The 12784-nt window shown below is 38.7% G+C and carries 12 protein-coding genes; 8 read left to right on the top strand and 4 right to left on the bottom strand.

The window, feature by feature from the left end; all coding sequences use genetic code 11:
- Positions 1 to 618 carry a transcriptional repressor LexA gene (gene lexA / locus M5X66_RS02025; protein ID WP_036955398.1) on the top strand — a complete coding sequence of 206 codons (618 nt, stop codon included), beginning with the start codon at positions 1 to 3 and terminating at the stop codon, positions 616 to 618.
- A gap of 158 nt (positions 619 to 776) precedes the next feature.
- On the opposite strand, the gene zur is transcribed toward lexA, so the two are convergent.
- Positions 777 to 1292, bottom strand: coding sequence for a zinc uptake transcriptional repressor Zur (zur, locus tag M5X66_RS02030; RefSeq protein WP_036955395.1), 516 nt, complete (start codon positions 1290 to 1292; stop codon positions 777 to 779).
- Between the two features lie 965 nt (positions 1293 to 2257).
- Between zur and M5X66_RS02035 the strand changes: the two genes are divergently transcribed.
- From M5X66_RS02035 to M5X66_RS02065, 7 genes are all read left to right on the top strand, one after another.
- The gene (locus tag M5X66_RS02035; RefSeq protein ID WP_036955392.1) at positions 2258 to 2836 is read left to right on the top strand and encodes a fimbrial protein; all 579 of its coding nucleotides are present in this window, start codon (positions 2258 to 2260) and stop codon (positions 2834 to 2836) included.
- Between the two features lie 101 nt (positions 2837 to 2937).
- Positions 2938 to 5418, top strand: coding sequence for a fimbria/pilus outer membrane usher protein (locus M5X66_RS02040; protein ID WP_230082443.1), 2481 nt, complete (start codon positions 2938 to 2940; stop codon positions 5416 to 5418).
- Positions 5419 to 5452: 34 nt separating this feature from the next.
- Complete coding sequence (locus tag M5X66_RS02045; RefSeq protein WP_108479282.1) at positions 5453 to 6190, top strand: fimbria/pilus periplasmic chaperone; 738 nt, start codon at positions 5453 to 5455, stop codon at positions 6188 to 6190.
- Positions 6191 to 6201: 11 nt separating this feature from the next.
- Entirely contained in the window at positions 6202 to 6693 is a 492-nt protein-coding gene (locus M5X66_RS02050) for a fimbrial protein (RefSeq protein ID WP_036955381.1), read from the top strand.
- Between the two features lie 11 nt (positions 6694 to 6704).
- Positions 6705 to 7199, top strand: a complete 495-nt coding sequence (locus M5X66_RS02055; protein ID WP_270103832.1) for a fimbrial protein — start codon at positions 6705 to 6707, stop codon at positions 7197 to 7199.
- Entirely contained in the window at positions 7199 to 7750 is a 552-nt protein-coding gene (locus tag M5X66_RS02060) for a fimbrial protein (RefSeq protein WP_211887905.1), read from the top strand. Before M5X66_RS02055 ends, M5X66_RS02060 begins: the two co-directional genes overlap by 1 nt.
- 65 nt (positions 7751 to 7815) lie before the next feature.
- Positions 7816 to 8670: an MrpH family fimbial adhesin gene (locus tag M5X66_RS02065; protein WP_270103833.1), complete on the top strand. Its 855-nt coding sequence runs from the start codon at positions 7816 to 7818 to the stop codon at positions 8668 to 8670.
- 147 nt (positions 8671 to 8817) lie between these two features.
- On the opposite strand, the gene M5X66_RS02070 is transcribed toward M5X66_RS02065, so the two are convergent.
- The 3 genes from M5X66_RS02070 to M5X66_RS02080 form a co-directional block, all read right to left on the bottom strand.
- Entirely contained in the window at positions 8818 to 9294 is a 477-nt protein-coding gene (locus M5X66_RS02070) for a FidL-like protein (protein ID WP_108479285.1), read from the bottom strand.
- On the bottom strand, positions 9295 to 10254 hold the full coding sequence (locus M5X66_RS02075) for a winged helix-turn-helix domain-containing protein (RefSeq protein WP_036955363.1): 960 nt from the start codon (positions 10252 to 10254) through the stop codon (positions 9295 to 9297).
- 452 nt (positions 10255 to 10706) lie between these two features.
- Complete coding sequence (locus M5X66_RS02080; protein WP_154634463.1) at positions 10707 to 12737, bottom strand: TonB-dependent receptor plug domain-containing protein; 2031 nt, start codon at positions 12735 to 12737, stop codon at positions 10707 to 10709.
- Positions 12738 to 12784: the final 47 nt, after the last annotated feature.

Consider the following 12784-nt stretch of genomic DNA (forward strand, 5'->3'; position numbering starts at 1 on the left):
ATGAAAGCACTGACAGCTCGACAACAGCAAGTTTACGATCTGGTGCGTGACCACATTTCGCAAACGGGCATGCCACCAACACGCGCTGAGATAGCAGCAAGTTTGGGTTTTCGTTCGCCTAATGCGGCAGAAGAACATTTAAAAGCCTTAGCTCGTAAAGGGGTAATTGAGATTGTTTCTGGAGCTTCCAGAGGCATTCGTCTGTTGTTAGAAGAAGAATCCGAAGATTTAGGACTTCCTCTGATTGGACGTGTTGCTGCTGGCGAACCATTGCTTGCACAAGAACATATTGAAAGCCATTACCAAGTCGACCCAGAATTATTTAAACCACACGCAGACTTTTTATTACGCGTAAATGGTATGTCGATGAAAGATATCGGTATCATGGATGGTGATTTACTTGCGGTACATAAAACACAGAATGTCCATAATGGGCAAATTGTTGTGGCACGTATCGAAGATGAAGTTACTGTTAAACGCTTTAAGCAACAAGGCAATCGCGTTGAGCTTATTGCTGAAAACTCTGATTTTGCACCAATTGTGGTTGATTTACGCGAACAGAATTTTACTATCGAAGGTCTAGCTGTTGGGGTTATCCGTAACAGTGACTGGCATTGATGATGAGTGATTGAGTCTGGCAGCAGACTCAATATCTCTATTTTTTGAATAGCCTTTCTTTATATAGCTATTTTCATACTGTTTTTCTTTATATAGCCATCTTCCATGTTGCTATATAGCTTCCTTTATTTTACTTCCTGTAGACCACTTATTCTATATCACTTCTTTTTTGAACTGACCGTGGCGTGATGGTTATGCTCACAGTGTTCATGATCTTGGCAATTGGAAATCTCAAAACATTTTTGACATAAACCATGGTTTTCTACCACCGTATGCCTGAGATGAAAATGATTTTCTTCCGCTAGTGTGCTAATCGCTTGTTCGATAGTCGTGCAGTCACTTTCGGTCACATTGCCACAATTATCGCAAATCAACATCACTGAAATATGGCTTGGATTATCCACATGGTGACAAACCACATAGCTGTTTGTGGATTCAATTTTATGAATAAATCCTTGTTCCATGAGGAACTCTAAACCGCGATAAACGGTAGGGGGTTTAGCCTGAGGCTCTATTTCACGCAGTAAATCTAGTAGATCATAAGCACTGATCGCACCGTGTTGCTGCGCAATTAATCGCAGAACAGTCTCTCTTTGTGGGGTCAAACGCACGCCTCGAGACTGACAAATACGTTCGGCCGTCGTAAGCAGCATGTCTTCACTGATTGTTTTCATCTTGTTTGGCCCCACCTAGATAGCTTCAAGTTTTTATTACTGTTTAGTTTACCATAACTTCCATTTCTGTTGTGTTTGAAATGGTGGTGATGAAATAAACAATTTTTTACTAAATTGAATACGCAATTTTAACTTTAATAAAGGCAACATTAATAAAAAATGAACTCCTTATTTAAGAGATGGTTTTTTCTATTTTAAATAAATCATTAATTGCTACATTTTAGTTAATAATTGGGTGTTAAATTTAACCAAATAAAAACAATTATTGAAATTCATTGTTACTATTTAGCGTTGATTTTAATTAAGACTTATCTTACCCCTTGTTTCTTATGTAGCGATTACTGACGCGAAAAAGACACTTGATAGATGTTAAATCTAATAAATTTACATCTGTTCGGTTTATTAAGTTGTATTTAAATATAAATATAGATTTTTATATTTATAGGTTTTTTGCAATATTTAGACATTTTTATAAATGCAAAATGAAGTCTTCATATAAATCTTTCTAAGTAATTCATCATTTCTTTAGATTTAAGTACTCATTCAGTGGGTAAAAGTTGTCTTTGCTCATTTTTCCGATATAAAAAACCAAGTCAACGCTTTATTTGGGTGGTTTTTGACAACATATGTCACGTATGTAGAATTGACATCAGAAAATATCACAAGGTAGTTATCAGAATTCATTTAGTGTTCTATATCAATTTTAATTAATTACTGAATGACTCAGTAATTAATTTAGAAGTGAGAATGTTGGCTTAATGATTTCTGTTTTTTAAATCACATAAATGAGATGGAGCTCGTTTATATAAAAAAATCTCTAACCTGAATGAAATTCATCAAGTAGGAAAGCTAGAGGAATTTTCAAGGGTGCACTGATTAAGTAAATGGACTTAATTTTGCATCAGTGGAAACAGGAAAGAGAAAAAGAGAAATAGCAGTTCCTACTCATTTAAAGGAAAACTTTTATGAAACTGAATAAATTAGCATTAACTCTAGCTTTAGGTTTAGGTGTTGGCGTTTCAGGTGTTGCTTTAGCTGCTGATCCAGTAGAAAGCTCACAAGGTGAAATCCGTTTTACTGGTTTCATTAACGACGTTCCATGTTCAATCGATGCTGACAACCTGAAGCAATTAGTTGAATTCGGCGAAATCGCGTTACACGAACTGACTTCTAACCAATTCCGTTCAGACAGCAAAGCGTTCGATATCGTTCTGAAAAACTGCTCTACTGAAACTTACAAAAACGCAAAAATCACATTTACTGGTTCTACAGTAAACGGTTTCCAAGGCTTCACTGGTGACTTACTGGGCTTAGGCGGTAAAGTTAAAAACGCTGGTATCGTAATCACTAACGGCGCTGACAAAATCGTTGAATTCGGTAAAGCATTCCCAGGTACTGGTGACGGCTACGCGTTAAACAATGGTGACGGTTCACAAACTACTCTGCACTTCGCAGCGTACGTTAAAGGTAACGAAGATCCAACTCAAAAAGCTACTACAGGTCGTTTTGACACTGTAGCTAACTTCAAAATTGTTTACCAATAATAGTCAGTTCCTATAGAGAACAATATGGCGTAGTCATACGCCATATTTCTTATATCGTCTTCACTGTATTTGTTTGTATAGGCGCATAGTTAATGAAAAGCATGAAGCTAAATCTAATTACAAAATTAATGCTTTTAATGTTAACGCCAATGGTTGCATTCTCTGAAGAGGCCGTTGATTTTAACACCGACTTCATTGATTCTGAAGGTAAAGAAAACGTCGACTTCAGTAAGTTCTCTCATGCCAACTATGTCCCTCCTGGGGATTACTCTTTAGCGATTGAAGTTAACCGCGCTAAAGTTTCTATGGAACAACCTATCACCTTTTTTAATCCTAATTACGACGACAAAGTTTCGTTGGCATGTATCACGCCTGAAATTTATGCATTATTGGGATTAAAAAAGGAGTGGAATAGCCAAGTCAAATGGCTAGATGATGGAAAATGTTTGGATATTCGCTCAGTTCCGGATATGACCATTCAAGGGGATTTGGCAAAGAACGTTGTACAGTTCAATATTCCTCAGGCCTACATGGAGTACTCAGACCCTGATTGGGACCCACCATCTCGTTGGGATGACGGGATTATGGGTGCATTTATTGACTATAACGCGACAGGACGCGTTGTTAATAGACAAACCGGCGATAAAGGAACGAAATCAGGTCTGACGGCCACAGGGACAATGGGTGCAAACTTCGGTGCATGGCGTTTGCGTGCCGATTGGCAAACTCAAAACGGTGAGCTGAATAAAGGTAGTAAATCATGGTCTTGGAACCAATTATACGCCTATAGAGCGATTCGTTCACTGAGTGCGCGTTTGACGATCGGGGAGCAATATTTAGCGTCAAACCTGTTTGACAGTATTCGTTATCTTGGTGCGAGTTTAGAAACCAACGAATCCATGCTGCCACCTCGCTTACAAGGCTATGCGCCTGAAATTGCGGGTGTTGCAAAAACGAATGCGACAGTCATGGTAAAACAAGATGGTCGTATTATTTATCAAACAGAAGTTAGCCCTGGTCCATTCCGTATTCAGGATGTGAACTCATTCGGTGGCGGTACGCTGGATGTAGTGATTCAAGAGCAAGATGGCACAACAAGCAGCTATCGAGTGGAAACCTCTCGACTGGGTACGTTGACACGCCCTGGTCAGCTGATTTATCAATTTGTGATGGGTAAACCGACAAAAGATGACCATGATACTCAAGGCCCTGCATTTAGCATGGGATCGCTCTCTTGGGGGGCGACAAACAATATCACGGTTTATGGTGGTTTACAGGCATCATCTGAATATCAAAACGTTGCATTTGGTTTAGGTCGTGACTTTGCGCCATTTGGTGTTTTATCGGGAAACATCAACATTTCTCGCGCGCAAATGGGGCGACTGGATGACAATGAAACGTTAACCGGTAACTCTTATAACCTGACGTATTCTAAGCAGTTTGATGAAATTAACAGCCAGATTACGTTTGCGGGTTATCGATTCTCTGAACGAAATTATATGTCAATGAGTCAGTTTATTGACCGTCGCTATAAAGGCGATAAGGTCGATAGCGGTAAAGAACTTTATACCATTATTTTTGGTACGGCGTTCCCGGATTATAACGCCAATATGTATTTGAACTATTCGCACCAAACCTATTGGAATAGAGCATCAACCAACCAGTATAACTTTACGCTTTCAAACTATTTTGATATTGGCAAAGTAAAAAATATCAGCCTGAGTTTAACAGCTTATAAAACGAAATCACGTGACCGTGATGATGATGGCGTTTATTTAAACCTCATGATCCCATTAAATAAAAATGAGTCGAGCATAAGTTATTCCAGTTCCTTTTCTGGGGGGAATAACTCTAATAACGTTAACTATTATAGCCGAATTGATAATCGCTCTTCTTACTCTGTATCTGCAGGTAACTGGGATAAAGATAAAGTCACGACCGCGGGTACATATAGTTACGATGGCGATAGAAGCCAGCTGAATTTGAGTGGTACCTATATTCAGGATAACCAAACCGCCGTTTCTATGCAGTTAAAAGGCGGTATGACGATGACACCTGAAGGTGGCGCGATACACCGTAATAACTCAGTTCGTGGCGGATCCAGAATATTAGTCGATACTAATGGTGTCGCAGATGTACCCATCTTAAATGGAGTAACACCAATAAAAACTAACCGTTACGGTAAAGCGGTGGTCACCAGTGTGATGGACTATAACCGTAATAACTTAAATATTGATCTGAAAAATGTGCCGGATAATGCAGAAGCGCTGCAATCCACACAGTATGCAACTCTGACAGAAGGTGCCATTGGTTACCGTAAATTCAATGTCATCACGGGTGAAAAATTAATGGGAATTATCAGCTTAGCTGATGGAAGCTATCCACCATTTGGGGCTTCAGTGAAAAATGCGAAAAAAATAGAAGTCGGAATTATTTCAGATAAAGGTTTTGTTTACTTAGCGGGTGTTAACCCATCAGAGTCGCTTGATGTGACATGGGGTGATGATACTTCATGCCATATTCAACTGCCTGAAAAATTAGATAGCAACATGGAGCATGATGTTTTACTGCCATGTAAATAATTAAAAAAAAATTTTTAACGTCAACGGTGAATATATGAATTTATTAACTAAACGCAATGCGGTCGCTATTTTAAGTGCCTCATTATTGGCTCAATCAGCTTATGCAGCCATTGCTATTGATAGAACTCGTGTGATTTACAACGAGGGCGATAAATCAGTGAGCGTAGGTTTAAGTAATGAACACAAAACCAGCCCTTATTTGGCGCAAGCATGGATAGAAAATGATAAAGATGAAAAAGTAAATTCACCTTTTATTGTGACTCCGCCAGTACACCGACTTGAGGCGGATTCAAAAAGCCAAATTAAAATTCAGTCTGTACCTGCTATCGCTAAATTACCGAAAGATCAGGAAAGCGTTTATTACCTAAACGTGCGAGAAATACCACCGCGCAGTGAGAAAGCCAATGTATTACAAATTGCGTTACAAACAAAAATTAAACTGTTCTATCGTCCCGCTGCGATTGCAACGAAAGATAGAATGGAAACTATTCCTCAAGAAAACGATATTAAACTGGTGAAACAGGGTAGTGGATATGTCGTTAAAAACCCAACCCCTTACTTCCTATCAGTCACTAAACTCAGCAAAGGTAAGACAGAAGTTGCCGATTTTGAACCTATTATGGTTCCACCACGTGGTGAAACTAGCTTAGGAAAAAATACAGGGGATATCGGGGCATCACCAACCTTAGTATATCTCAACGATTTTGGCGGTACGATTGACTTGAAATTTAACTGCAGCGCGGTTGAGTGTTCTGTCGTACCTAGAAAATAAGGTCTACCGCTATGATGTCTATTAAAAATTTAGCCAAGGTATTATTGATATCATCGACTCTTTTTACGTCAGGTGCCCTTGGATTTTCAGGCTACCTGTATGTAGAAATTAAAGGTGTCGTCTTATCCAAACCCTGCCAGATTAATAATGGACAAGCCATAGAAGTCGATTTTGGCGATGTCATGACAACGCGTATTGAAGGTGAAGTGTATAAACAGCCAATGGACTACACCATTACCTGTAAAGACGGCGTTCAGCCAAAATTGAATATGTATATTGACGGCACGCCCGCTGCATTTGACCAGCGGGTGCTTAAAACGAGTGTCGATAATCTCGGTGTCCTTTTTAAGGCGGATACCAGCGATTTCCCATTAAAAACTAGGCGTGCCTTTAACTTTGCATCACCGACTAAATTATTTGCGGTGTTGGTGAAGAAAAGCGGTACTGATTTGCCAGCGAAAGCCTTCACGGCTAATGCGACACTCAAAGTTGAGTATCAATAAGGGTGATAAACATGCGGGACATTTATAAGCTTATTGGGGTGTTTTTACTGTTTATCTTATTTCCTTTCTCTTCAACGGCGAGAGATAACGAAACAGACATTCTGATTAAAGGTAATTTAATCACGCCGCCACCGTGCCATATTGATAATGGTAAAGATATTGAAGTGGAGTTTGGTAACGTTTCCATTAAATCCATTCAAGGTAATGCTCAAAAGAGACAAGTGAATTACCAAATCCAGTGTGAAGAAAACAAGAACAATTGGGCCATGTATTTAACATTAAATGGCGCAAAAAGTGCATTTGATACTAATGGGTTGAATACAGGAATTACCAATCTTGCGGTTAAATTTCAACTGGGCGATCAAACTTTAGATTTAGGCAAAAAATATTTAATTAACCCAAGTAACCCTGGGGTACTTTGGGCTGTATTGGTTCGTGATGGTAATAAAGAGCTGAAAACGGGCGACTTTATTGCAAGCGGAACCATGCTAGTGGAGTACCAATAATGAATAAGAAAATACGTTTTGGAATTTTATTTGCATTACTGGGAAACCTCGCTGCGGTAGCAACGATGCCTGCACAAGCCGCGCAGAATAATATGAAAATCAAAGGGACGCTGGTGAACGCACCTTGTGTGGTGTTACCAGAAAATTCAAAGGTTGAAGTCGATTTTGGTGATATCCGACTGTTGGATATCTATGAGCCGGGATTTCAATTTCCGAATGAATCCTTCACGTTAGTGTTGTCAGATTGCGATTTGACCATTGCACAAAAGTTGAAAGTGAAATTCTCTGGAACTGAAAACTTATTGTTACCGGGTTCCCTTGCGTTGACGGGCAGTGATTTAAACCCTGGATTAGGTATTTTTATTGAGTTAACTGATGGAACCCCGATGAAAATTAACCAATTTTCATCGCTAATGCCGATCAGTAAAGCGGGTAAGAATGAATTACAGTTTAATTCATTTATCAAAGCGACATCGGATGTTGTGAATAATAAACAAGTGAAAGTCGGTAAAATATCAGCCACTGCAACATTTATATTTGAGTACGAGTAATTTTATTATCAAAGTTTATGGCTTTGATTTAATTAAGCTTTATTAAGTAAATAAAGAGAACTGAAATGGGAAAACGAATTCAAAGGTTATTTTTAATACCGTTGCTTTTTATAAGCTCTCTTGGTTATGGGTCGACATATTTTTCGTATGTTGAAGACATTGTCTCTTCAGGGAGTAGCCATACCTATTATTACCAATTTGACTATTGGAGAGCTAGCTCTCCTACGGAACCAAACCCATGTGTTTCTGTTCTGGGTTCTGGTGGCGCTAGGAACTGTTATTTTACGATTAACCATTTACATACAGCGCCAAATATTGGGGGAGCAGGGTCTCGTAAAGACTGGGAGTGTTCCATAAATTTCGCGACTTACCCGACGATGCAATCAATTATTGATGCAGCGCAAAATCAATGCGGTTTAAGTTTTCCTAAAAGAGGGGATAGTCGTCACTCCGGAGCGATTACAGCAGATGAGTGTGTCGGTATCTTTTTAGACACAAACCGCACTAATAGTTCTGCGAAAATGCTACCCGGTGGGATCTGTGGTATTGCGCCACCACCTGCCGGTAAGTGCTATTTCAATTATGTTGCAAATAACCGAATGGAATTAGATCACGGTACATTGAACACTGGGGATCTGAATGGAAATACGCAGCGTGGATTCTTCTCGATTGTTTGTAACCAAAACATGCGAGTAAAAGTTTCTTCAAATATGTTGCAAGAGTATGTGAATTTACGTCCGAATGGTGAATTGATGTCACGAGTGACATTGAACGGTCAACCGGCTTGGTTTGGCACGATCATCAATGCAAGAGCAAATACGAATGAGCTTGTGACAGTAGAATCTGTATTGAAAACGAATGGTACGGTTGCAGCGGGTAACTTTAGTGGTGTAATTACACTGGTAATGACCATTCCATAATGTAAAGCGTTAAGAATTTTGTATTCGTCATTTTCCCATGTTGACGGTTTTGCCTACTTAAACGTAAATGTTGGTAGGCTTTTTTTTAATCTTTTTTATTTATTCTAAAATACGCATTTCTAATATAGAACTTATTAAGCTTTATGCTTATTCAACATAACAGGTGAAGGCAGAATAGGCCTCATCCTTCAAAATATAAACATTATCCTCCATTCTAGTCACATTTACATAATATTTTATTTTGTCTTTTTCCAATTGAATGAAATTGGTAAATACGTCATTAGGGGTGCTATCAGAGTTTGTCACTGATGAGGAATTCATCACGATTAAATAATTACCTTTTTTATCTACCGGTGTATAGGAAAAATAAATAGCACGATCTAATCGATAAATGGTTTCTTGGTTTTTTATATAACCATAAAAATTCATTCTGCCATTATGATTGTCTGAAACCTGTAATGACATTTTAGATTTAAGGATAATACCATCCGGTGTGCCATTTTCTTTTATCCAAACAATTTCAGAATGACAAAGTTTTACATCATCTTTATCTTTTGCAAAGGTAACATAAGTAATGGGGATAATAACCGCAGCTAGAGCCGCAGTAATAAGATACTTTTTCATTTAAATTCTCTGATCGTTAATAGAAACACAGTCAAACTTATTATTTTTTTCTTTACAAACGCTAATTGCAGCATTTTTATCGAATGAGTAAGAGGCATTGACATCTGAAAGAACAATAATTCGTTTTGGTTCTTCGCAGGCAATATTATATTTATCTAGCTTTTTATTAATAAAATCGAGATTGGTTTTTTTTGCCTGTTCATTCATTTTGATGGGAGATTGAAATACGCAATTATCTCGGCTTCCAAATGTTGTATAGCTATTCCTTTTATCATTATTTGGTTTTAGTGTATTGATAAATAAGTAAAATGATCCAATAAAGATGAATGAAATGATAGCGAATAAAAGCATCCTACCTTTTAGATTACTATTTTTAGTGGCAATGATTTCTGAAGTTGCAATGGGTTTCGTCTTTGAATTATCGGTGCTATTACTTATTGAAGTATTAAGTTCTAAAATTTCATTTTCACCCTCTGAAATAGCGACTTTTGTCAGTTCAGTATTTTGGGGTATTAGCAAATTCTTAGATGGGGTGACAAGTGTTTCTGTTATTCCATAATTATCTGAAGTGATAATTTCATTGGATACAGTTTGCTTGTTGTCATTATCCATTGCAATACTGGATAGATGACTATCAATTCTAAATCCTTTTTTGGGAACCGTAACAATTGTTTTTGGATCAATACCAACCAGCTCAAGCTTTTTCCTTATTTCGCTGATATAGGTGTTTAAATTATTATTTGATCCAACCAGACCATATTCTTCCCAAACATTTGTAAGAAGTTCGTCTCGAGTAGCAATACCTTTCTTTAAATTTAATAAAAGGATTTCACCAAATAATCGAGCGGCAGGTTTAGATAATTCAATATGTTGATCTGGATCATCTTTTAGAAAAATACGACTTGTCCTGTGCTCAAAAATAAACTTGTTATCGATTGTATAATCATGTTTTTCAATCATAGTTATCTTCTGCTCTCTGAAATTCAAATAATTCAATAGCTAAGCCACTATTAATTAGTGGCTTAATGTAATTTAAGTTAAATTTATTCTAGGGATTTATATATTTTTATTAATTTAATTATAGGTATAGTCTAAATAGGGATTGGAATAACTTCAAGTATTCGGAGATGAGCTTTTTTGCTGTAAATTAGCAAAAATATTGATTTGAATATCATATTGGAGTAATAAACTAAATAAAATATTATTGCTAGTTTATTATTATAAATATATTCGTTTTCGTTGTTATATCGGTAGATAAAACTAAATTTCTAGCGCGATAAGTAGAGTTATTTATAAGAATTATCCTAAGGGATTTCGCTTAATTCTATTTATAGGTGAAATTAACTGATAAGACAATTTATTTCTCAATTTATAAGGCAAGAAAGTAATATCTTGCCTTATAAAATTAAGTATTAGTATTTATATTCAATTCCTAGCCAATAGTTGCGACCTTCTTCTATATAGCCATCAGTATATTCATAAGACTTGTCGAACAGGTTGTTGACTGAGCTGTTCACAGATAGCCCATGCCCTAAGTCATAATCCACGCGGAGGTCAGTTTTGGCGAAGCCGCGTACCTTATCTTCACTGTCCACATAGTTAAATGCCCAGCTTCTGGCTTCTTCTGTAATCGTAATGCTCATTGGCTGATATGGGGTAAATTTCACCCAAGCAAACGCTTTGTGGGTTGGCAGCTCTGCAACATGGCGTACGCTATAGTGTTTCGGATCCGCGTGGATATAGCTGTAGTTCATACCTGCTTCCATCCAATCGGTGATTTGCCCTGTAGTGCCTAAATCCGCGCCGATATAATCCACTTTGCCGCTATTACGGTTTTGCAGTAATGCGCCACCTTTTTTATTTTCGCCTACATGGTGCGCCATAATGGCATCAGAAACGTGGTTATAGTAGGTACTTGCTGTATAGCTCCACACTGGAGTGAAATGCCCTTTATAAGTTAAATCAAAGGTCAGTGCACGCTCAGCATCTAAATGCGGGTTAATGAGGAATGAATCATCATTCTTCATTTTATTTTCGGTGTAGCGCTCTTTTTGTGTCGGGAAACGTGTTCTTTCGGATACAGAGAATTGAACGGTATCTTCATTTTCTAAATGGTAACGGGCCATCATCTCCCAGTTGAAGGCATGTTGGTTGTTATTGTCATAATGTTGAACGCCTTCCATTGCACCGGTTTTTTTATTGTATATATAGCGTTTTCCATCATCACTATCACGCCAGTCATAGCCAATTCCGCCGATGATATCGAGCTTATCTGTCGCAACCCATTGGTATTCGGTAGAGACAGACCAGGTTTGATCTTTATAACGGTCAAATGGGTTGGTTTTATTACTGCGAGAGCGGTGAACGTCTTCTTTCCAGTGTGCGGCAAATGACAGCATATCTAATTCACGCACAGTAAAGTCTGCGCGTAGGTCTGCGCCGTTGCTGTAGTCATCATAGCGGCTGTAGTTATAATTACCTTTTTGATAATCCTTGACGGATTTGTACTGGTGCAGCGTGTTTTTGAATGAATCGTGATAAACGCGGCTTTGCAGGGCAATACCGTCAGTGACTTGGGTGGTGCCATTAAAGTAGATGCTTTCTTTATCATAAGCTGGCCACTGCCAGATCTGCTGCTTATCAGAGTTGGCATTCGGCGCACTGTTTTTGTCACCATCTTGCTTAATATAAGTCACCACATACTCATCGGCTTCTCGTGGCGTCCAGCCCATTTTCAGCATCAAACGCTTATCATCGGTGGCGGAGTTAGTGCGGCGTCCATGCGTTCCCGCATACGGGTTATTATCATCAGAGCTAGGTAGACCCATAAAGCGCTGCTTATATTGGCTACCACTGACTTGAATAAAACCTAAATCATTGCGACCACCAAGGCGGGCGCTAACGTTATGGGCATTATCTGCACCACGCGCAAAGCCTTGGTTCAGGCTGATATTCGCTTCGAACGGTTTTTTTGGGGTCGCGGTGGTTAAGTTGATGGCGCCGCCCATTAAGTTCGGACCTTGTAACAGGGACGTATACCCCGTAGAAAGCTCAACACTTGCCAGTTCACTGGTCATAAAACGCCCAAGGTCAAGGGTACCGTCATAAGGAACATAGGTCGGGATACCGTCGAAGAAAACAGGCACTTGGCGGCTATCAAAACCACGTACATTCACTTGAGTCTCATTACGGTTACCGGATTTTTGGATCGCCACGCCGGGTAGGGTGCTGAGAGCTTGAGCCACGTTGGTTTTATTGAGTTGCTTCATTTGCGACTCAGTGATCACGTTAGCATCAGCGGCGAGTGGGGTACTCCAGACTGACATCACATCGCGGCTCGCGTCAGCTTGTGTCTGATTATTCTCTGGAGAGGTCGTTGCTGCTTGCCCCTGTGTTGCGAATAACGCCATTCCTATCAAATAGGTAATTTGTTTTATTTTCATTATTAATAATTTCCAGTTAGTTTTTCCTGCGACTTATATCGATATAT

This window comes from Providencia sp. PROV188, assembly GCF_027595165.1.
Taxonomy (GTDB): domain Bacteria; phylum Pseudomonadota; class Gammaproteobacteria; order Enterobacterales; family Enterobacteriaceae; genus Providencia; species Providencia lanzhouensis.